The 21,313-nt window shown below is 32.9% G+C and carries 20 protein-coding genes and 3 tRNA genes; 13 read left to right on the top strand and 10 right to left on the bottom strand.

Annotation, left to right across the window (positions count from 1 at the left end; genetic code table 11):
• Position 1 precedes the first annotated feature (1 nt).
• Positions 2–904 carry a heme o synthase gene (cyoE, locus tag MARIT_RS01565; RefSeq protein WP_100210578.1) on the bottom strand — a complete coding sequence of 301 codons (903 nt, stop codon included), beginning with the start codon at positions 902–904 and terminating at the stop codon, positions 2–4.
• A gap of 175 nt (positions 905–1,079) precedes the next feature.
• Between cyoE and MARIT_RS01560 the strand changes: the two genes are divergently transcribed.
• From MARIT_RS01560 to MARIT_RS01550, 3 genes are all read left to right on the top strand, one after another.
• A tRNA-Gly gene (locus MARIT_RS01560) sits at positions 1,080–1,151 on the top strand.
• 22 nt (positions 1,152–1,173) lie between these two features.
• Positions 1,174–1,259, top strand: a tRNA-Leu gene (locus tag MARIT_RS01555).
• Positions 1,260–1,315: 56 nt separating this feature from the next.
• A tRNA-Leu gene (locus MARIT_RS01550) sits at positions 1,316–1,401 on the top strand.
• A gap of 76 nt (positions 1,402–1,477) precedes the next feature.
• Here the strand turns inward: MARIT_RS01550 and MARIT_RS01545 are convergent.
• Positions 1,478–2,248: a LexA family transcriptional regulator gene (locus tag MARIT_RS01545; protein WP_100210577.1), complete on the bottom strand. Its 771-nt coding sequence runs from the start codon at positions 2,246–2,248 to the stop codon at positions 1,478–1,480.
• 58 nt (positions 2,249–2,306) lie between these two features.
• Complete coding sequence (locus MARIT_RS01540; RefSeq protein WP_100210576.1) at positions 2,307–2,900, bottom strand: riboflavin synthase; 594 nt, start codon at positions 2,898–2,900, stop codon at positions 2,307–2,309.
• Positions 2,901–2,960: 60 nt separating this feature from the next.
• Between MARIT_RS01540 and pdxA the strand changes: the two genes are divergently transcribed.
• The 10 genes from pdxA (at position 2,961) to MARIT_RS01490 (ending at position 11,291) form a co-directional block, all read left to right on the top strand.
• On the top strand, positions 2,961–3,995 hold the full coding sequence (gene pdxA / locus MARIT_RS01535) for a 4-hydroxythreonine-4-phosphate dehydrogenase PdxA (protein WP_100210575.1): 1,035 nt from the start codon (positions 2,961–2,963) through the stop codon (positions 3,993–3,995).
• 73 nt (positions 3,996–4,068) lie between these two features.
• On the top strand, positions 4,069–4,611 hold the full coding sequence (locus MARIT_RS01530) for a YceD family protein (RefSeq protein ID WP_024740022.1): 543 nt from the start codon (positions 4,069–4,071) through the stop codon (positions 4,609–4,611).
• A 1-nt stretch (position 4,612) separates the two neighbouring features.
• Positions 4,613–4,807 carry a 50S ribosomal protein L32 gene (gene rpmF, locus MARIT_RS01525; protein ID WP_024740021.1) on the top strand — a complete coding sequence of 65 codons (195 nt, stop codon included), beginning with the start codon at positions 4,613–4,615 and terminating at the stop codon, positions 4,805–4,807.
• A gap of 148 nt (positions 4,808–4,955) precedes the next feature.
• On the top strand, positions 4,956–5,951 hold the full coding sequence (locus MARIT_RS01520; protein ID WP_024740020.1) for a beta-ketoacyl-ACP synthase III: 996 nt from the start codon (positions 4,956–4,958) through the stop codon (positions 5,949–5,951).
• 26 nt (positions 5,952–5,977) lie between these two features.
• Positions 5,978–6,463: an acetyl-CoA carboxylase biotin carboxyl carrier protein gene (gene accB / locus MARIT_RS01515; protein WP_024740019.1), complete on the top strand. Its 486-nt coding sequence runs from the start codon at positions 5,978–5,980 to the stop codon at positions 6,461–6,463.
• 101 nt (positions 6,464–6,564) lie between these two features.
• Complete coding sequence (accC, locus tag MARIT_RS01510; RefSeq protein WP_024740018.1) at positions 6,565–7,902, top strand: acetyl-CoA carboxylase biotin carboxylase subunit; 1,338 nt, start codon at positions 6,565–6,567, stop codon at positions 7,900–7,902.
• A gap of 168 nt (positions 7,903–8,070) precedes the next feature.
• A complete protein-coding gene (locus MARIT_RS01505; protein WP_024740017.1) occupies positions 8,071–8,934 on the top strand; it encodes a DUF2911 domain-containing protein in 864 nt (287 codons plus the stop codon).
• Positions 8,935–9,027: 93 nt separating this feature from the next.
• A complete protein-coding gene (locus MARIT_RS01500) occupies positions 9,028–10,275 on the top strand; it encodes a 3-deoxy-D-manno-octulosonic acid transferase (protein ID WP_100210574.1) in 1,248 nt (415 codons plus the stop codon).
• Position 10,276: 1 nt separating this feature from the next.
• Positions 10,277–10,834 (top strand): YeeE/YedE family protein, encoded by a 558-nt coding sequence (locus MARIT_RS01495; RefSeq protein WP_024740015.1) that lies wholly within the window; start codon positions 10,277–10,279, stop codon positions 10,832–10,834.
• Between the two features lie 43 nt (positions 10,835–10,877).
• Complete coding sequence (locus MARIT_RS01490) at positions 10,878–11,291, top strand: DUF6691 family protein (RefSeq protein WP_024740014.1); 414 nt, start codon at positions 10,878–10,880, stop codon at positions 11,289–11,291.
• Here the strand turns inward: MARIT_RS01490 and MARIT_RS01485 are convergent.
• The 7 genes from MARIT_RS01485 to MARIT_RS01455 form a co-directional block, all read right to left on the bottom strand.
• The gene (locus MARIT_RS01485; protein WP_024740013.1) at positions 11,288–11,890 is read right to left on the bottom strand and encodes a DUF4230 domain-containing protein; all 603 of its coding nucleotides are present in this window, start codon (positions 11,888–11,890) and stop codon (positions 11,288–11,290) included. The two genes, MARIT_RS01490 and MARIT_RS01485, sit on opposite strands and share 4 nt — an antisense overlap.
• Before the next feature lie 36 nt (positions 11,891–11,926).
• A complete protein-coding gene (locus MARIT_RS01480; RefSeq protein ID WP_024740012.1) occupies positions 11,927–12,502 on the bottom strand; it encodes a lipoprotein signal peptidase in 576 nt (191 codons plus the stop codon).
• A 199-nt stretch (positions 12,503–12,701) separates the two neighbouring features.
• Entirely contained in the window at positions 12,702–14,597 is a 1,896-nt protein-coding gene (locus tag MARIT_RS01475; RefSeq protein ID WP_024740011.1) for a M61 family metallopeptidase, read from the bottom strand.
• A gap of 69 nt (positions 14,598–14,666) precedes the next feature.
• Positions 14,667–15,314 (bottom strand): hypothetical protein, encoded by a 648-nt coding sequence (locus MARIT_RS01470; RefSeq protein WP_100210573.1) that lies wholly within the window; start codon positions 15,312–15,314, stop codon positions 14,667–14,669.
• 42 nt (positions 15,315–15,356) lie between these two features.
• On the bottom strand, positions 15,357–15,734 hold the full coding sequence (locus MARIT_RS01465; protein WP_024740009.1) for a TraR/DksA family transcriptional regulator: 378 nt from the start codon (positions 15,732–15,734) through the stop codon (positions 15,357–15,359).
• A gap of 4 nt (positions 15,735–15,738) precedes the next feature.
• On the bottom strand, positions 15,739–19,137 hold the full coding sequence (ileS, locus tag MARIT_RS01460; protein ID WP_024740008.1) for an isoleucine--tRNA ligase: 3,399 nt from the start codon (positions 19,135–19,137) through the stop codon (positions 15,739–15,741).
• 240 nt (positions 19,138–19,377) lie between these two features.
• Positions 19,378–20,973, bottom strand: coding sequence for a DUF11 domain-containing protein (locus MARIT_RS01455; RefSeq protein ID WP_024740007.1), 1,596 nt, complete (start codon positions 20,971–20,973; stop codon positions 19,378–19,380).
• Positions 20,974–21,313 lie beyond the last annotated feature (340 nt).

Below are 21,313 nucleotides of genomic sequence, written 5' to 3'. Positions count from 1 at the left end.
ATTAATGTAAAAATTTATCTACTACATATATTATTGGCACTATTGTAATGTAAAAAACACTTGCCAACATTAATTTTCGTGCATCTGTATTTGATTCTGACTTGTATAGCTTTATCCCATAGTACAACATTAGAGTTCCTAATAACAAGATAACAACTGCAGTTATAGGATAAATATAGAAAACACCTGTTACTCTTAACACTGGCGCGATAGAAATCAACATCATCACCAAGGTGTAAAAAATAATCTGAGTAACTGCTCCTTTATCTTTTTTATCCATGGGTAACATATGCAAACCTGCTTTATGATATTCTTCATATTGTAACCAACCTATAGACCAAAAATGCGGGAATTGCCAAAAAAACTGAATCATAAATAAGAAACCTGCTTCAACACCAAATTGATTTGTAGCAGCAACCCAACCTAGCATAAATGGAATTGCCCCAGGAATTGCCCCCACAAATACCGCTAAAGGAGTAATTCCTTTTAAAGGAGTATAGGCGCTCGTATATAGAAAGATAGAGATTGCTCCAAATAAAGCACATTTCGCATTAATTGTATAGAGTATTGTAATACCGATAATGGTAAATAATACCGCAATCGTTAACGCTGTATTTATTTTCATCCTGCCGCTTGGAATAGGCCTATTCTTAGTACGTTGCATCAAGGCATCTGTATCTTTTTCTATAACTTGGTTAAAGGCATTAGATGCCCCTACCATTAAGTACCCCCCTACTCCTAATAGGAGTATCGTTGTGATACTAATTTGGTTTACCCCTAACAAATATCCTGTTATTGAAGTAAACACAACGCTTGCCGATAAACCAACTTTCGTAAGTTGTTTAAAATCGGAAAACAATGCCTTTATGCTTATTTTAGTATCGATAGCTGAAACAGAATTCATTTAGTATTAAAAAAATTTTTGCAAAGATATTTTTTTATTAGCGAACTACCATATTTTTTAGCACTTATTGAAATACTTATAAAAAATTGAAATTTTTCTTTGCAATTAAAAAAAAGGTGTTATATTTGCACCCGCATTCACAACGATGCAAGTTCATTAAAATAGTTTTGACTACGCGAAAGTAGCTCAGGGGTAGAGCATCACCTTGCCAAGGTGGGGGTCGCGGGTTCAAATCCCGTCTTTCGCTCTAATCCTTTAAAAAAGATTATGCTGAAGTGGTGGAATTGGTAGACACGTTGGACTTAAAATCCAATGAGCCGTAATGCTCGTGCGGGTTCAAGTCCCGCCTTCAGTACTAAGCCTCACTTTTATTGGTGAGGCTTAATTTTAAAGTAGTCAGAAAAAACATACGCAGAAGTGGTGGAATTGGTAGACACGTTGGACTTAAAATCCAATGAGCCGTAATGCTCGTGCGGGTTCAAGTCCCGCCTTCTGTACTAAAAACCTTAACAAATATTTGTTAAGGTTTTTTTGTTTTAGTTCTTAATCCATTAATTCATATTAAAATAAACGCTACACTATTTTCTTTAACTCTCTTAATTCTACTCCTAACCCATTCAACATCATTGCAATACTACTTATTTTCAGCTCTTTTTCATCATACTCTTGCGTATTAATAGCACATGTAAACTCCCACATTTCCAAAATCTCCGTGACTGGAACAAAATAAGATTGGTGGTTTGGGTTATCAGGAGACAGCAGAAATCCCCCTTCTTTTTCAATATCATTATACACTCTTTTATAAGTCATTCCATCATTCCTCGTTACAACCACATAGGTCGTTCCATTAGAAACTTCGTTAAAATCTTCTACAAATTTAGCAACCACATAGGCACCATCTTTTAAAGGAAGCATAGAATCCCCTTTTATAGGAAAGGCTCTATGTTTACCTATTGGCAAAAAAGGCAATTTAATCCTATCCAGTTGCTCTATATACTCAGGATCATCATATCCCAATAAATAACCAGCCGATGCGGCCACAGGAACAACTTCTATAAAATCATCCTCTTCTTCTTTTATCGTTATAGGAAATAAAATACGTTGGTCTGTAATATCTATAAACGAAAAATCAGTAGCGTAAGTTAGATCTTTTTTAATCAGTACATCTATAGGTAAGTTGAAATAATCAGAAAACAACATTAACATCTCAATGGAGGGTTCAGAACGCCCCTCTTCATAAGACCCTATTTTAGAACGAGTTACTTTTAGTTCATTTGCCAACTGATCTTGCGTCAGCCTCTTCAACTTTCTTAAATGCTTGATATTTTTCTTTATACGATTCATGTTGCTACAAAAATAAGTTATTTAAACTACAAAACACAGCAACACGCTTTAAATAAATTTACCCTTCTTTTATTTGAGTTAATCTTGATACGTATTTACCAATAACATCAAATTCAAGATTAACTTCATCTCCTTTCTTTATATTTTTAAAAGTGGTATGTGCCAAAGTATAAGGAATAATAGCCACGCTAAATTCGTTAACTTTAGAATCCACAACAGTCAAACTTACTCCATTTATTGTTATAGATCCTTTTTCTATAGTAACATTATTATTCATTGAGTTATAAGCAAATGAATAAATAGTACTTCCATTCTCATTCTTCACAGCAATACAACTACCTGTTTCATCTACATGTCCTTGAACAATATGACCATCTAACCTATCTCCTAATTTCATTGCCCTTTCTAAATTTACTTCATCACCAATAAGCAAACCTCCTATATTGGTTTTATCTAACGTTTCCTTAATTGCTGTTACCGTGTACTCATCTCCCTTAATATCTATAACTGTAAGGCAAACCCCATTATGAGCAACACTTTGATCTATTTTTAACTCATTTGTAAAATTACTCTGAAGCGTTAAATGGATATTCCCTGCTTCTATCTCTGTTTTGGTGACAACACCTAGCGTTTCAATAATTCCTGTAAACATTTTTCAGTAAATTTTGGTTACTTTTGTAGCTCTCAAAAATACAACATTACGAAAGTAAACATGGATAAATCTGATAAAATTATTGTAGGAATCTCAATTGGAGATACGAATGGAATTGGTATAGAAGTTATTTTAAAAACATTCGAAGACAAAAGAATGTTAGATTTTTGTACCCCAGTTTTATTTGGCTCTCCAAAAATGATTTCATATCATAAGAAAACTTTACGCTCCAACATAAGCATCCATAATGCTTCTTCTCTATCCGAGATATCTCACGGAAAGGTGAATTTATTTTCTGTTTGGAAAGACGAAGTACCTGTTCATATTGGAACTCCTACTCAACAATCAGGTAAAGCTGCTTTAAAATCATTATCCGCAGCCACAGAATCATTAAAAAAAGGAGAAATCGACACCCTTCTAACAGCTCCTATCAACAAAGAAAACATACAATCTGACTCTTTTAATTTTCCAGGTCATACAGAATTTCTTGAAAAAGAGCTAGGAGGCAAAAGCTTAATGATTCTCCTTACCGAAACCTTGCGAATAGGTTTAATTACCGGTCATATTCCTATTTCAGAAGTAGCTCAAAATATTACTTCTGAAATTATTGAAGAAAAGGTAAATATAATGTACCAATCTTTACAACAAGATTTTGGCATCCATAAACCTAAAATCGCAGTGTTAGGATTGAATCCACACTGCGGAGATCATGGAGTTATAGGTAAAGAAGATGATGCAATTATTCGACCAACCATAGCTAAAATTAGAAAAACAGGGAAACTCGTTTTCGGACCTTATGCTGCCGATGGTTTTTTTGGATCTAAAACTTACCAAGAGTTTGATGGTGTTTTAGCAATGTATCACGATCAAGGTTTGGCTCCATTTAAAGCGCTATCTTTTGGTAATGGTGTTAATTTCACTGCTGGTTTAGAAAAAATCAGGACTTCTCCTGACCACGGAACAGGTTTCGATATTTCAGGTAAAGGACTTGCGAACCCTGATTCTTTTAAAGAAGCTTTATTTACCTCATTACGAATATTTAAGCATAGAGAAGAATACAAAAACCTAGTAAAAAACGCATTAACAACGAAATAATGTATTTTTTTTATATAAAACAGGATATAAAAACATTTTTTTATATCTTTGCACGCTCAAATTGATATTGTAGATGAAAGACTTAAAGCAATTCAACATTCCTTTTGTAGGATTAAAAGAAGGAAGTCATTTGTTTGAATATCAAATTGGCAAAAAGTTCTTTGAAGCTTTTCAATTTGATGATTTTATTGATACAAATGTAAAAGTAGTTCTTAATTTTTTAAAAAAGAGCACCTTTTTCGAACTTAATTTTGAAGCAAATGGAACCGTAAATGTTCCTTGTGACATTACTAATGAGTCATTTGATCAGGAAATCAAAGCAACTTTACCTTTAATTGTAAAGTTTGGAGCAGAATTTAACGACGACAATGAGGAAATATTAATATTACCTCACGAAGCATACCAGCTAAATATAGCCCAATATGTTTATGAAATGATCGTCCTTGCTGTTCCTTCAAAAAGAGTGCATCCTAAAGTACTAGATGGAACTATGGATTCAGAAGCTTTAAAAAAACTACGAGAATTAGAGATTAAAGAAGAGAAAACTGTTGAAGAAGAGTCAACAGACCCTAGATGGGATAAATTAAAGGATTTACTAACAGAAAAAAAGACATAAAATGGCACATCCAAAGAGAAAAATATCTAAAACTAGAAGAGATAAAAGGAGAACTCATTACAAAGCCTCTGTTCCTCAAATAGCTACAGATCCAACAACTGGAGAAGCTCATTTGTACCACAGAGCTCATTGGCACGAAGGTAAACTATATTACAGAGGTCAAGTAGTATTAGAATCTGCTGTTGCAGAAGCTTAATTGATTTCTTTTAAAGCACAAAAAAACCCTCGAATTGAGGGTTTTTTTGTGTTTCTACGTCAAAAACAAATGTTTTTGACGTTTTTTTCATTAAAAAGTAAAATAATTTTCATTACTTTGGACGCTCGTTTTACAACAAACAACAACTATGATTAAAACAACTGCAGCGATCACAGCAGTAGGAAAATACGTTCCAGAATACGTACTAACTAACAAAGAGTTAGAGAGTATGGTAGATACCAATGATGAGTGGATCACTACAAGAACTGGTATTAAAGAAAGAAGAATCTTAAAAGGTGAAGGCTTGGGTAGCTCTTTTATGGCTATCAAAGCTGCGGAAGATTTACTACAAAAATCGGGCGTTGACCCGAAGGATATTGATATGATTATCGTAGCTACAACTACACCTGATATGCCAGTTGCTTCAACGGCTGTATATACTGCTACAAAAATAGGCGCTACTAATGCTTTTGCATATGATTTGCAAGCTGCTTGTTCTAGTTTTTTATACGGAATGTCAGTAGCAACTAGCTATATTGAATCTGGTCGTTATAAAAAGGTTCTTTTAATTGGAGCTGATAAAATGTCGTCAATTATTGATTATACTGACAGGGCTACTTGTATTATCTTTGGAGATGGTGCTGGCGCTGCTCTATTTGAGCCTAACGAAGAAGGATTAGGGTTTCAAGATGAGTATTTAAGAAGTGATGGTAACGGACGTGAATACTTAAAAATTGATGCAGGAGGATCAATACTTCCTACTACTGAAGTAACATTAAAAAACAAACAGAACTTCGTTCATCAAGAAGGTAGAACTGTTTTTAAATTTGCTGTTTCAAATATGGCTGACGTTGCGGAAAGAATGCTCACCAGAAACAACTTAACAAAAGATGATATTAATTGGTTAGTACCTCATCAAGCTAATAAAAGAATTATTGAAGCTACTGCCAATAGAGTTGGCTTGGAAGACGATAAAGTAATGATGAATATTCATAAATATGGTAACACCACTTCTGCAACATTACCTTTATTATTAAACGATTATGAAAAAGAACTTAAAAAAGGAGATAATTTAATTTTTGCCGCTTTCGGAGGAGGCTTCACATGGGGAGCTATCTATTTAAAATGGGCATATAATTCATAAAATCAACAACCAAAAATTCAAACAACATGGATATAAAAGAAATTCAAAATCTTATAAAGTTTGTAGCTAAATCTGGTGCTAGTGAAGTAAAGCTAGAGATGGAAGATGTTAAGATTACTATTAAAACAGGTTCTGAAAAAACAGAAACTACCATAGTACAAACAGCTGCTCCAATAGCCGCTGTTCCTCAAATAGCTGCTCCTGCCCCTGTTCCTGTTGCGCAACCTATAACGAATCCCCCTGCTGCAAATAATACAGAAGATGACTCTAAATATATTACTGTAAAGTCTCCTATTATCGGTACTTTTTACAGAAAACCTTCTCCAGACAAACCTAACTTTGTAGAAGTAGGTTCTGAAATAAAAACAGGCGATACTGTATGTATCATCGAAGCAATGAAGTTATTTAATGAAATAGAATCAGAAGTTTCTGGTAAAATCGTTAAAGTTTTAGTTGATGATTCTTCTCCTGTAGAATTCGACCAACCTTTATTTTTAGTTGATCCTTCATAACATTTAGTTTATTCAGTTTAAAAAGTATAGCATTTTAACACTCTATATAAGAGCTAAAATGAATTCGTAACTAAACTCATAGACTCATAAACTTAAAAATTATGTTTAAAAAAATATTAATTGCCAATAGAGGAGAAATAGCATTACGTGTTATTAGAACCTGTAGAGAAATGGGCATTAAAACTGTTGCTGTTTACTCTACTGCTGACGCAGAAAGTTTACATGTAAAGTTTGCTGATGAAGCAGTTTGTATTGGCCCTGCCCCAAGTAATCTTTCTTACCTAAAAATGTCTAACATTATAGCTGCTGCAGAAATTACAAATGCAGATGCTATTCATCCTGGATATGGCTTCTTAGCTGAAAATGCTAAATTTTCTAATCTATGTGCTGAGCATGATATCAAATTCATTGGCGCTACTGGTGAAATGATTGATAAAATGGGAGACAAAGCTTCTGCTAAAGCAACTATGATTGCTGCAGGAGTTCCTTGTATTCCTGGTTCTGAAGGGATTATAAAAGACTTTGAAGAGTGCAAACAACTTGCTACTGAAGCAGGATATCCTGTAATGTTAAAAGCTACTGCTGGTGGTGGTGGTAAAGGAATGCGAGCTGTTTGGAATCCGGAAGATTTACAAGATGCATGGGATTCTGCTCGTCAAGAAGCAAAAGCTGCCTTTGGTAATGATGGTATGTATTTAGAAAAGTTAATTGAAGAGCCTCGCCATATAGAAATCCAAGTTGTTGGAGATTCTTTTGGTAAAGCTTGCCATTTATCTGAAAGAGATTGCTCTGTACAACGCCGCCATCAAAAATTAACAGAAGAAACTCCTTCTCCTTTCATGACCGATGAATTGAGAGATGCAATGGGTAAAGCAGCTGTAAAAGCAGCTGAATATATCAAATACGAAGGAGCTGGTACTGTAGAGTTCTTAGTAGACAAGCATCGTAACTTCTACTTTATGGAAATGAATACTCGTATTCAGGTAGAACACCCTATTACCGAAGAAGTAGTAGATTACGATTTAATTAGAGAACAAATATTAGTAGCTGCTGGTGTACCAATTTCAGGGAAAAACTATTATCCGCAATTGCATTCTATAGAATGTAGGATTAATGCAGAAGATCCTTATAATAATTTCAGACCCGCGCCAGGTAAAATAACCACATTCCATTCTCCAGGAGGCCATGGGGTTCGTATAGACACTCATGTTTATGCAGGATATATGATTCCTCCTAACTATGATTCAATGATTGCTAAATTAATTGTAACTGCACAGACACGTGAAGAAGCTATTAATAAAATGAAGCGCGCTTTGGATGAATTTATTATTGAAGGAATCAAAACTACCATCCCTTTTCACAGACAACTTATGGATCATCCTGATTATGTTGCTGGAAACTATACAACAAAATTCATGGAAGATTTTGAAATGAAATAAGTAAGAATCTACACTATAAAAAGCTTCTTTTTTCTTAGAAAAAAGAAGCTTTTTCGTATTTCACAATCTCCTTTTTACACCAATCCTAATCAATACATAGTATTCCAATTTCTTTTGTAATTTTCATAAAATAAAATCGTCTAATGCTTACGATTAAAAAACAAACTCATGAAAATTTACTTTAGTATCTTCATTTATTTAGTAGCCTCTCTTAGTTTAACGGCTCAAATTAACAAACCCAGCTTAAGTCCTAAAACAACAATCCAACAACAAGTTGGGCTTGCTAATATTAACTTATCTTATAGTCAACCTAGTAAAAAAGGTAGAATTATCTTTGGTTCCTTAATCCCTTACGGAAAAGTATGGAGAACAGGAGCTAATGCAGCAACTAAGATTACTTTAGACAAAGAAGCTTCTTTTGCTAATCACTTAATCCCAGCAGGAACCTACGGATTATATACCATTCCTAATAAGACTGAGTGGACTATTATTTTTCATAAAAAAAGTAACTTATGGGGGGATGCTGGTTACCAACAGGAAAATGACTTTATCAGATTTTCAACGCCTTCAAAAACCACTACCGACACCTCTGAAACTTTAAATATTTATTTTGAAAACTATACTGTTGACGGCGCTGATTTTGTCATAGTTTGGGAAAACACCAAAGTAGTAATCCCTGTAAAAGTAGATTCTGATGCCATCATTCAACAACAAATTGATGCAGAAATTATCAACTCCAAAAAAGTAGCAGCTCCTCAAACTTATTTTGATGCTGCACAATATTATTATGAAAAAAACAAAGACCTTACCACTGCTTTCAAATGGTTCAGTAAAGCAGAGGCTTTGAGACCTCAAGCTTTCTGGTACACCTATTATAAAGGTGAATTAGCCTATAAACTAAAAAAATATAAGATAGCTAAACTAAGCGCTGAAAAGTGTCTAAAAGATGCCAAAAATAGTAAAGCTTCTGATTTTGGATATATAGCAAAATGCTCTCTTTTATTAAAAGAGGTCGATAAAAAGAGAAAGTAATCATTTCTTCTCTTTAATTTGAGTTTCGTAAAAAAGACCGTTTTAAATTATAATTTATAAATGGTCTTTTTTTATTTCCATAAATTAGCGGCTATGAATTTATTTTATACTCCTTTACTATATCTTGCTTCAATGCTTATCAACTTCTTAGCAATATTCAATAAAAAATTAGCGCTTTTTGTTAATGGTAGAAAAGAAAGCTTTGAAAAACTAGCTGTATTCAAAAAAAAAGACAAAGTTATCTGGCTTCACGCTGCTTCTCTTGGAGAATTTGAACAAGGACGACCTATCATAGAGCAAATAAAAATGTATTTTCCTGAATACAAGATTTTAGTAACCTTTTTTTCTCCTTCTGGATATGAGGTTAGCAAAGACTATAAATTGGCGGATGTTGTATGCTATCTTCCTATAGATACTCCAAAGAATATGAAAAAATTTATTCGAAAAGTTAATCCTAAAATTGCTATCATTATTAAATATGAATTTTGGCCTAACTTATTAAATGAATTGTATAACACCCAAACAACAACGCTTTTAGTTTCTGGAATCTTCAGGAAAAATCAAATTTTCTTTAAGTGGTATGGCGCCTTTATGAGAAAGTCTCTCAAAGCTTTTCAACATTTCTTCGTTCAAAATAATACTTCTAAGAAACTTTTAGAAGAAATTAACTTTAATAATGTCTCTGTAAGTGGCGATACTCGATTTGATAGAGTTTTCGAGATTTTACAACAACAAAACGAACTTAAATTTGTAAATTCTTTTAAGAACAATACCTATACTATTGTTGCAGGAAGTACTTGGAAAGAAGACGAAGAATTATTGGTAAATTATATTAACAATAACGCTTCCTCCGATGAAAAATTCATCATTGCCCCACATAATATCAATCCAAAAGATATTTTAAATTTAAAAAAATCAATTAATAAACCTACTGTTGTGTTTTCTGAAAAAGAAGGTAAAAATATTGCTAATTATCAAGTGCTAATCATAAATACTATTGGATTACTAACTAAAATTTACTCATATGCTGATACGGCTTATGTAGGTGGTGGTTTAGCTACGGGATTACACAATATCTTAGAACCTGCTACCTACGGTATTCCAATTACCTTTGGCGGAATAAAATACAAAAAATTTCAGGAAGCAATTGACTTATTGGAGTTAAAGGGTGCAACAATTGTTACAAACAAAGAAGATTTTTCTAGTACTTTTGCTACATTAAAACAAAATACTTCTCTTAGAACAGACATGGGGAAGATTAATAAAAAATATATTCAAGACAATGTTGGTGCTACCAATTCAATCATGGCTTATATTTCTAAACTAATGACACAATATTAAAATGGACTTTATCACTCAACCATGGGCTTGGTACATTACTGGACCAATGATAGCAAGCGTATTATTTTTACTATTTTATTTCGGAAGAAGCTTCGGAGTTTCTACCAATTTAGAAACCTTTTGTACCATTGGTGGTGCTGGAAAAATATCTGATTATTTTAAAACAGACTGGAAAGCTAGGGGTTGGAGCTTAATATTTGCTACTGGAATAGTAATCGGCGGGTTTATTTCATTCAATTTTTTAATGCCCACTAAGGAAATTGCACTAAGCCCTCAAACTGTAAAAGAACTCTCTGAGCTGGGGTTTTCTAATGCAGGCAACTCTTATCTACCTTCAGAAATCTTCGGAAAAGAGGTTTTATTTTCTTTTAAAGGGTTTCTTATCTTAATAGGAGCTGGGTTTTTAATTGGATTCGGAGCTAGGTATGCAGGTGGCTGCACTTCGGGGCACGCCATAACAGGATTAAGTAGTTTTCAGCTTCCTTCTCTTATTGCTACTATGGGCTTTTTTATAGGAGGGTTGTTAATGACTTGGTTCTTTATTCCTCTCATTTTTTAATTTATTTTACTGCAATCTTTCTCTTTATAACAAATAACATAAAATGAAAAATATAAAATTCTTATTTATTGGTATTTTATTCGGAATTATATTAAGCAAATCGCAAGTAGTTTCTTGGTATAGAATATACGAAATGTTTAAATTCCAATCCTTTCATATGTATGGAATTATTGGCTCTGCCGTTGTGGTTTCGGCTATTCTTATGCTACTTTTTAAAAAAGGAGTTATTAAAAACTATATAGGAGAGCAAATAATGGTGAAAGAAAAGAAAAAGGGAATTATAAGAACCTTATTCGGAGGAACTATTTTTGGATTAGGATGGGCTTTAGCTGGTGCTTGTCCAGGTCCTATATTTGTTTTAGTAGGGCATGGTACTATTGCTATTTTAGTTGTTTTAATAGGAGCTACCTTAGGTGCTTTTATCTATGGTCTTTTGAGCAATAAACTCCCTCACTAATCTTTTATCAAGAATTCATGTAGTAAATTACTATCTGTATGATCTACTACCTCCCAGTTAAATACTGAGGAAAGTCGATAGATTTTAGACAATTCTTCAAATAATCGAATTTTAGCATCAGCTTGCAACATTGAAACTTTTGCCGTTTCTTTTATACGGGCTATGCTATTTTGATTGATTTTATTTAATTCCTCTTTTGTAAATGAATTGAATTGACTCTGCTGTAAATCAAAATATCTAACATTTGGAACCACTATAATTTCTTCTGAAGGAATCTTATTGATAACTATTTTTCTGCCTATAGAATCTATTTGAACATCTAATTTAGATAGATCATAACCTACCTCTACCTTGGCTTCTACGGTTACAATTGCTTTCTTATCAAACGACAAAAAATCATAAAGATACTTCTTGCTATCAGAATAATTTAGTACTTCTGAAAAGGTTCCTTCAGCCACTACCAATTTACTCATACTCTTTATACCGTTAAGCATAACCTTTATCTCCTCTTTCTGATAATCAGTATCTCTTTTGTCATACCAAAACTTAGCTACTAAAAAACCAAGAATGAATACCGCCGTATATTTTACAATTTGCATCTTAACTAATTTTCATGAAAGATATAGAAAAAACGCCTACACTTCTTCTTTCGGAAATGCCTGTTTATTAAATATGAATAGAAGCGCTACTCCAATAGTAATCCACGAATCCGCACCATTAAAAATAGCATTAAAAAAAGTAAAACTTTCTCCTTCGTATATTGGAAAATACAGCATATCTACCACCTTCCCATAAAAAAGTTTACTATAATCGGGTTCTAAAAGAAAGCCTGCAACTTTATGTGCTGAACTTTCAAAAAACACACCATAGAAAACCGAATCAATAATATTTCCAACGGCTCCTGCTAAGATCAATGAAATAGCAATAATAACTCCGTTATGAGTTTTTTTCTGAATAGTTTGCCATAACCAATATACAATACCTGACACCGCTACTAAACGAAACAATGTTAAAAAGAGTTTCCCCGCTTTTCCTCCAAGTTCAAACCCCCAAGCCATACCATTATTTTCAGTAAAATGAATCTTAAACCAGTCAGAAAGCACAGTTACTTCTTCTCCTAATATAAAATTTGTTTTTATATATATTTTACTAATTTGATCTATTAAGATTGCTAAAACAACCGTAAGAATAGCGATGTTTTTTTTAGACATATATTATTTTAATTATCTGTCAAAAATAATAATATTCTTTAGATAAAAAGGGCTTTATTCAGAAGCTTTATCAATCTTTTTTCACCCTAATTTATTCAAAAAGCCAATAACAAAGAGTAATGCTATTGGCTTCTTAAATCATTTTTTTGTAATATTTTACTTATAATTTGAATTTAAAAAATTCAATTAAAAACACCTATTACCCTTTCATCCACACTTTACGCAAATCCTTTTGCTTTTGGCTAGCAACTGGATCTTCTGTTAAATTAGTTTTCTTTGCGTAAGTTACCGTTAGTACTGTTTTTATAACTATTTCTTTTCCTTTTCTGTCTAACTTGACTTCTACTTCTCGACCTGGTTTCCAAGTAAAAACTTTACCTAATACCTCATTTACATTTTCTGGCGTTAATACTTCTCCATCAATTTCTTTAATCACATCTCCTTCTTTTGCACCATTATCTTCCCAAAAGCTATTGTTATGTACTCCTCCTGTAAATTTAATGGCTCCTGTTTCTTTATCTCTATCTACTAAGAAAACCCCATCATCTTGAAGGTAATTTGTTTTTACCATTGATGTTGTATATTTCAACCCAACCTTAGCAAAAAATTTTCCATAATCAATAGGCGTTGTTCCTACTACATGAGTTTTTAAGAATGTTCCTATCGAAGGATAGGTCATCGCTGTTATTTCTTCAATAAGAGCATCGTCATGAAACGGTTTATTTTTGCCATATTTATTCGATAATTCTTTCATTAAAGATAATACACCTCTATTTCCATTACTCTCTTCTCTTAATAAAATATCAATACACATTCCTATCAAAGCTCCTTTTTGATATACATTATAGTACTGAGGTGCATACGGGTTTTCTAAAACATTTTCACTCATTTTGGTAAAACTCATAGTATCATCCATAGATAATGATGCTTTAATTTTCCCCATAATTTTATTATAAAACTCTTCTTCTTTTACTAAATCTTGATGAATTTGAAATAAGGTAGCAAAATATTCTGTAATTCCTTCGTACATCCATAAATGCTTAGAAAAGGTAGGCTTATTATAATCAAAATAGTGTACATCTTCCGAATGTACATTTAATGGCGTTACAATATGAAAAAACTCATGAGAAACCACATCAATCATACTTTTAGCTAACATTTTATCTGGCATTGCCTCTGGTAATACTACTACAGTAGAAGTATGGTGCTCTAAAGCCCCAAAACCTTTAGGTGCTGTTTCTTTTTGATCTGCTAAATACAAATAAATATCATAGCGAGCAGTGCTATTGATATCTCCTAAATATGTTTTTTGAGCTTGCATCATTTTTTCCATAACTGCTTTTATTTGTTTAGCATTATGCTTTTTATTTGGAGAATACACACTCAATACAATTTTAATATCTCCTACGCTGAATTCCGCTACATCTAGCTCTCCATAAAACATCGGATTATCTGTAATATCAAAGTACCTAGGAGCAAAATAACTTGACGTTATTACTTTCCCATCTTTACTTTTTGTAGCCGCTATCTCTTGTAAAGCAGAGGTTCTTTTTACAGTAGCTGGTGCGATTACGTCTAGGGTATATTGACTATTCTTTAAAGAATCAAAATAACCAATAAATCCGTGTAAATTTAACACATAGTTTGTTTCTTCAATATTCGTTCCTGATGGAGAGAAAGGAACATCTCCGCCTATTCCTCCTGTTACTTCCATATCAAAAGTATCATTTACCCAATACTGAACTTTATCTAAATTAACTGCATTGTTAATTTCCCAAGTATTTGTATCTATTTTCTTTATAGGTAACTCTTTCCCTTTATAATCAAAAGCTTTAAAGTCATCTACATACTTACCAAAATCACTAACTGAGTAAGTTCCTTGTACTACCCTTGGTAGTCTATAAATTACTTTTTGACTTGTAAAATAACCTGGATCAATTGTTACAGGAACCTTATCATCTGCTACTTCCGTCAGATTTAATGTAGCTGCTATTGGTTTTTTTGTGGCTATATCATTCGGATTTAACTTTTTAGTTGATTTACATCCTACCAATAATATTCCTGCTACCGCAATAGCGAATACATTTTTATTCATTCTAAATTTTATTTTGATTTTCTGTTGAATTAGACTCTACGAAAGGAGATTTGTTACGCCATTTTCTATTTATTTTACGTTAATTTGAATATTTCCTTGAATACTCTTTACCTTAAATATTTTATTTGATTTTTTTACGTCAAGTTTATACGGCGAAGTTTTCATTTCTTCATTCACATTAATGCTTCCTTTGTTAGTTGTAATCTTAATATTAGTATTATTAACATCTCCTAAAACATTTCCTTGATAAAGAGTTGCCTTAACAGTACCCTTAACTGTATTCAATCGCAGCTCTCCTTTAGCTATAAAAATCGTTAAATTTCCATTATAGCTCTCTGAAATCACATCCAAATCCTCCCCATAAAGAATAACATCTCTGTTTTTAGGAAGTTTCACTATCCCATAAGCTTTGTGTAACCTTTTTGTTATAAACTTCCTAAAAACACCTTCTTCAGAAGGTTCAAAAGGCAATTCAAATTGAATTTTTAACACATTCTCCTCGTTTCCAATTCGAACATAATTCGAATGCAGTTTTTGATTAAATAAAGCTACTTCAATAACTGTGGTATCTGAATTTACAATAGTAATATCATCCAAGCCTACTACTGAAATCTCAATATCTTTAGAAATACTCGTAAAACGCTTGACTATACTCTGCTGAGAAAAGCCACTAGTTATTATGAAAAGGCTAATGATAAAAATTCTTATTTTTTTCATAAAAATAAAAAAGCTTCCAAAAGATGGAAGCTTTTCTTGCTATTATTGTTTTCTTTTAGCCTCAATGCTTAAAGTAGCATGAGGCACTAATTTCAATCGTTCTTTTTGTATTAACTTACCAGTAACTCTGCAAATTCCATATGTTTTATTTTCTATACGAATTAATGCATTTTTTAAATCTCTAATAAATTTTTCTTGACGAATGGCTAATTGCACGTTTGCCTCCTTTGCCATTGTATCTGTTCCTTCATCAAAGGACTTAAATGTTGGAGATGTATCATCTGTACCATTATTGCTGTCATTCTTATACGAACTCTCTAGCAAACTCAAATCTTCCTCTGCACTTGCTATCTTTTGTAAGATGATTTCCTTGAACTCTTGTAAATCCTCATCAGAATACCTTGCTGTTGTGTCTCCCATAATCTTAAATTTTTTGGATTAACATTCTACTTTTAATGGTATCAAATTCAATTTCTGTACCATTTTTCAACTCATCAACAAAAACCAATTCTTTTGTTAATGTCTCGCTCATGATATATGTTTCGTTCACGGATACTGATTCTTGTAAGTCTTGATATTTTAAAAGTGATAACTTAATCTTGTCTGTTACCTCAAAACCTGATTCTTTACGTGCATTTTGAATACGATTTACTAACTCTCTAGCAATACCTTCTTTTCGTAAATCATCAGTGATCGTAACATCTAGTGCTACAGTTAAACCTTCTGAATTTGCCACTAACCATCCTTCAATATCTTTTGATGAGATTTCAACATCAGCGAGTTCCAATGTAATGATTTTTTCGTTAATTTCTAAGGAAATTTCACCTTCCTTTTCTATTTCAACAATATCTGCTTGCGAAAAACCCTGTATCTTACTAGAAACCAATCTCATATCTTTTCCAAACTTAGGCCCTAACGCTTTAAAATTTGGTTTAATTTGTTTCACTAAAATACCTGAAGCATCATCAAGTAATTCGATTTCTTTTACATTTACCTCTGATTTTATCAATTCTGATACCGCTAGTATCTCCTCTTTTTGAGTTGCATCTAATACAGGAATCATAATTTTTTGCAATGGTTGGCGCACCTTTATTTTTTCCTTGGCTCTTAATGACAATACTAAAGAAGATATTGTTTGGGCATTTTCCATCTTCCTTTCTAATGACTTATCAATAAATGCTTCATCGTATTTTGGAAACTCAGCTAAATGAACACTTTCTAAACTCTCACTCCCTGCAAATTCTGTCAAATCTTTATACAATCTATCCATAAAAAATGGTGCTACTGGAGCAGCTAACTTTGCTATTGTTAACATACAAGTATATAATGTTTGGTAAGCTGATATTTTATCTTGTGCATATTCTCCCTTCCAAAAACGTCTTCTACACAAACGCACATACCAGTTACTTAAATGATCTAGCACAAAAGTGTTGATTGCTCTCGTAGCTTTTGTTGGTTCATAATCATTATAAGCTTCATCTACCTTTCTTATAAGGGTATGTAATTCTGATAAAATCCAACGATCTATTTCCGGCCTTTGATGTAAAGGAATTGCAGCTTCTTCGTACGAAAACTCATCAATATTAGCATATAAACTAAAAAACGAATACGTATTATATAATGTTCCAAAGAATTTACGCTTTACTTCTTCTATTCCACTAACATCAAATTTTAAATTATCCCAAGGATTAGCATTTGAAATCATATACCATCTGGTGGCATCTGGCCCGTAAGTAGCTAATGTTTCAAATGGATCCACTGCATTACCCAAACGCTTAGACATTTTTTGTCCATTCTTATCTAATACCAATCCATTAGATACTACATTTTTATATGCTACTGAATCGAACACCATGGTCCCTATTGCGTGTAATGTATAAAACCAACCACGAGTTTGATCTACACCTTCCGCGATAAAATTCGCTGGATAACTTTCATTGTTATCAATTAATTCTTTATTTTCAAACGGATAATGCCACTGTGCATATGGCATAGATCCTGAATCAAACCAAACATCAATTAGATCACTTTCTCTTTTCATTGGTTTTCCTGATGCTGAAACCAATATTATTTTGTCAACCACATTCTTATGCAGATCAATCGTTTCATAATTTTCTTCAGACATATTACCTACTTCAAAGTTTGCAAAAATATCTTCTGTCATCATGCCTGCCTCAATTGATTTTGCCATTGCTGCTTTTAGCTCTTCAACTGATCCTATACAAATTTGCTCCGTTCCATCTTCCGTTCTCCATATTGGCAATGGAATTCCCCAAAAACGAGAACGAGATAAGTTCCAATCGTTGGCATTTTTTAACCAATTTCCAAAGCGTCCTTCTCCTGTTGACTTAGGTTTCCAATTAATAGTTTCATTAAGATCAAACATCTTCTCTTTGACATCTGTTACCTTAATAAACCAAGAATCTAATGGGTAATATAATATTGGTTTATCTGTACGCCAGCAATTAGGATAACTGTGTACGTATTTTTCAACCTTAAATGCTTTATTTTCTGTTTTTAACTTAATCGCAATTTCTACATCTACTGATTTTTCAGGTGCCTCTCCTTCTGCATAATACTCATTTTTCACATACTTTCCTCCAAACTCTCCCATTTCTGGTCGGAACTTACCTTGTAAATCCACCAAAGGAACTGGGTTTCCATGAGCGTCTAATACTAACATTGGAGGTACTTCTGGAACAGCTTGTTTTGCCACCATAGCATCATCTGCTCCAAAAGTAGGAGCTGTATGCACAATTCCTGTACCATCTTCTGTAGTAACAAAGTCTCCCGAAATAACTCTAAATGCATTTTCAGCATTCTCATACGGAAGTGCATAATCTAATAACTGTTCATAACAAATACCCACTAAATCTGCTCCTTTAAATTCCTTTACTATATAAAATGGGATCTTCTTATCTCCTTCGCTATAAGTCAATAATTCTCCTTTTTCAACAACTTCTTTATATTTTCCTGTAAATTGCTTCCCTACTAAGTTTTTTGCCAAAACAACATTCATTGGTTTAAATGTATATTGGTTATACGTTTCCACCAATACATAGTCAATTTTATTTCCAACTGTTAAGGCTGTATTAGATGATAAGGTCCAAGGAGTTGTTGTCCATGCTAAAAAATAAATGGTTCCTTCATTTTGTAAAAATACTGGAAGCGTTTCTTCCTTTGCTTTGAATTGAGCAACAATAGTAGTATCGGTTACATCTTGGTATGTTCCTGGTTGGTTCAATTCGTGCGAACTTAATCCGGTACCTGCTTTCGGAGAGTAAGGCTGAATTGTATATCCTTTATACAATAAGTTTTTATCATAAATTTGCTTTAATAACCACCATACACTTTCCATATACTTTGGTTTATAGGTAATATACGGATCCTCCATATCTACCCAATATCCAGCTTTACGAGTCATCTCATTCCAGATATCAGTATAACGCATTACTGCTTTTTTACAAGCTATATTATACTCTTCAACCGAAATTTTTGTACCAATATCTTCTTTAGTGATACCTAATTCTTTTTCAACGCCAAGTTCAACAGGAAGCCCATGGGTGTCCCAACCTGCTTTTCTTTTTACTTGAAATCCTTTCTGAGTTTTATAACGACAAAAAATATCTTTAATAGCACGTGCCATTACATGATGAATCCCTGGCAAACCGTTTGCAGAAGGCGGACCTTCAAAAAACACAAACGGTTCATTACCTTCACGTGAAGTTATACTTTTTTCAAAGATGTTATTTTCTTCCCAATAGTTCAAAATTTCTTCCGCTATATTTGGTAAGTCAAGTCCTTTATATTCAGTAAATTTCATACTTTTAAATTGTCGTTCTATAATTTGATTTGCGAAATTACGTATTTTCTTGTAATTGTGAAGTTTTGCTATATAAAAAACACTTCTAAAAAAGTTAATTTGAAGCGATTTTGATCTAAAGACCTGATATTTTGAATTATGGAATCGGGTAAAATTGATAGTATTTATCTTATATGAGATAAAAAATCCAACAAATGCATTTCTTTAAGGTGATTTTAAATAACCACCAACCAAACAGTATTAATTCCCATTATTAGGGATAGCGTCAATATCTTCTTGATCAACACTTATAACTTCAGTAGTATTGGTAATAACACCTGGAGAGTTTATAACTGCAGCTATTTGTATCGTTACCGTTTGTCCAGTACCAATAGAAACCCCTGATAAATCCCATTCACCTGAGACTGCATCATATGTTCCTGAGGAGATTGTAGAAGCTCCTGCATTATATTGCAGCCCAACAGGAAGCTGGTCTCTTATTTTTACACCAGTAGCCTCTTGAGGGCCACTATTTTTTAGTGTCAATGTATAAATAATAGTATCCCCTACCTTTGGAAGCGCATTTGTAACCTTTTTTACCAAGCTTAAATCTACTGTAGGTACCATTTCAATAGTAAAAAAATCATTATCATTAAAGGATACTGTTGCAGAATATACTCCTCCTGATAAAGCTAAATTATACTCTTGAGCTACAGTGCTAAAATCAGATACCGTGCTACGTACTAGCTTTAACACTCCTGCCGGAACTCCTGCAAGATTGATATCGCTCGCTTTCACAGAAAAAGTAACAGTACCTACATCACCTCTTTCGCTAACACGCCATTTTGTATGTATCCTATGCCTCTTATTTACAGGTGCAACTATAGAAAAACTATAATCTGAATTTTCAACATCTTCTCCCCATAATAAAAACTCATTATTTTGTAAATCATTAGGAGTATTTATTCTCACAATTCCTGTTCCTTGTGAATCTATATGATTTGTTCCATCCAATGCCTGACCAATTCCTGCTACTTTATGATCAAAATCACCATCCTCATCTTCATTATAAATATTATCTACGATAAGAATACTACCATATTTGGCACTTAAGTAGTTTTCTACAATAAGTCGCTCAGCCATAGACAAGCTACTATTGTATAATATTACTTCGTAGAAATCACCACTCGCTCTATCAGCTCCGGGCGAGTTTCTTCCTATTCTATCATAAGGGATTCCTGCCCCAGTAATTCCCACATTAATTGTACTTGTATTATTATTTAAGTACAACTCCATATTTGTTGCTGTTGCTTGTTTATGATAAGAAATGATAGCATTATTACCAAATGAAGGTGCTAATGTTGAGGTATAATCCGCCGCTCCATATCTGGTATATCCTATCCTATTAGTATTACTCCATTGCCTAGACCGAAGTGAATAGCTTCCATTATCAAACAAGGAATTACTTGGTCCAATATTTGCAGGATTTAGTGCAAAAAAAGTACTTGCATCTATATAAGTTCCTCCTACATTTGCATTTAAAAATTGTACAGAAGCCGCAGCAGCATCAAAATTTATGGCATTAAAAACACCAAGCGTATGTGTTGGAGACTCCACTGTACTAGCATTGGTATAATGGTTAGCATTTCCACTATAATCATTCCAAACACTTATTTTTGTTCCTACGACAGGGTTATTAGAAAGGTTTCCATCTCCATTAATATCATCTGCTCGTAGCCATACCTTAAGATTAGAAGTTCCATCATTAGCTCCCACTCCCCCAGGCCCTGTCTGAGAGTATATTTTTATATTAATAATATTTATAAAAAAGAGCAATATTATTACTATTCTTTTCATTTCTTACATTTATTTTGGGGAATAAATAATGTAAATAAGATTTAAAAGATTGATATTGTATTTTGCTAAAGTACAAGTATTTTTACAATTTTCAGGTAAAAAGAACTAATATGAACCCATTTTTAACATTTTCTCTTAAAAAATGTAAGTAATAAGTAAAAAACAAGAATAACGAGATTCTTCTAAAGTTTTTAGATAAGTGAAAAATATTATATTTAAAATACGTTTATGGCTGTCTCTTATTATTCTTTCAATCAACTTGTAGCTTGGCTTGTTACTTTTTTCATTTCTATCCATCCATCAAGCTAAAAATCATAACTGAATATTCTCTTTCTTTATC

Origin of the sequence: Tenacibaculum maritimum NCIMB 2154 (genome assembly GCF_900119795.1) — a bacterium.
GTDB lineage: Bacteria > Bacteroidota > Bacteroidia > Flavobacteriales > Flavobacteriaceae > Polaribacter > Polaribacter maritimus.
This window is presented reverse-complemented; position numbering and strand designations above follow the sequence as displayed.

Coding starts and splice junctions, on each gene's coding strand:
- cyoE (WP_100210578.1), bottom strand. CDS start 904: ATGAATTCTGTTTCAGCTATCGATACTAAAATAAGCATAAAGGCATTG.
- MARIT_RS01545 (WP_100210577.1), bottom strand. CDS start 2,248: ATGAATCGTATAAAGAAAAATATCAAGCATTTAAGAAAGTTGAAGAGG.
- MARIT_RS01540 (WP_100210576.1), bottom strand. CDS start 2,900: ATGTTTACAGGAATTATTGAAACGCTAGGTGTTGTCACCAAAACAGAG.
- pdxA (WP_100210575.1), top strand. CDS start 2,961: ATGGATAAATCTGATAAAATTATTGTAGGAATCTCAATTGGAGATACG.
- MARIT_RS01530 (WP_024740022.1), top strand. CDS start 4,069: ATGAAAGACTTAAAGCAATTCAACATTCCTTTTGTAGGATTAAAAGAA.
- rpmF (WP_024740021.1), top strand. CDS start 4,613: ATGGCACATCCAAAGAGAAAAATATCTAAAACTAGAAGAGATAAAAGG.
- MARIT_RS01520 (WP_024740020.1), top strand. CDS start 4,956: ATGATTAAAACAACTGCAGCGATCACAGCAGTAGGAAAATACGTTCCA.
- accB (WP_024740019.1), top strand. CDS start 5,978: ATGGATATAAAAGAAATTCAAAATCTTATAAAGTTTGTAGCTAAATCT.
- accC (WP_024740018.1), top strand. CDS start 6,565: ATGTTTAAAAAAATATTAATTGCCAATAGAGGAGAAATAGCATTACGT.
- MARIT_RS01505 (WP_024740017.1), top strand. CDS start 8,071: ATGAAAATTTACTTTAGTATCTTCATTTATTTAGTAGCCTCTCTTAGT.
- MARIT_RS01500 (WP_100210574.1), top strand. CDS start 9,028: ATGAATTTATTTTATACTCCTTTACTATATCTTGCTTCAATGCTTATC.
- MARIT_RS01495 (WP_024740015.1), top strand. CDS start 10,277: ATGGACTTTATCACTCAACCATGGGCTTGGTACATTACTGGACCAATG.
- MARIT_RS01490 (WP_024740014.1), top strand. CDS start 10,878: ATGAAAAATATAAAATTCTTATTTATTGGTATTTTATTCGGAATTATA.
- MARIT_RS01485 (WP_024740013.1), bottom strand. CDS start 11,890: ATGCAAATTGTAAAATATACGGCGGTATTCATTCTTGGTTTTTTAGTA.
- MARIT_RS01480 (WP_024740012.1), bottom strand. CDS start 12,502: ATGTCTAAAAAAAACATCGCTATTCTTACGGTTGTTTTAGCAATCTTA.
- MARIT_RS01475 (WP_024740011.1), bottom strand. CDS start 14,597: ATGAATAAAAATGTATTCGCTATTGCGGTAGCAGGAATATTATTGGTA.
- MARIT_RS01470 (WP_100210573.1), bottom strand. CDS start 15,314: ATGAAAAAAATAAGAATTTTTATCATTAGCCTTTTCATAATAACTAGT.
- MARIT_RS01465 (WP_024740009.1), bottom strand. CDS start 15,734: ATGGGAGACACAACAGCAAGGTATTCTGATGAGGATTTACAAGAGTTC.
- ileS (WP_024740008.1), bottom strand. CDS start 19,137: ATGAAATTTACTGAATATAAAGGACTTGACTTACCAAATATAGCGGAA.
- MARIT_RS01455 (WP_024740007.1), bottom strand. CDS start 20,973: ATGAAAAGAATAGTAATAATATTGCTCTTTTTTATAAATATTATTAAT.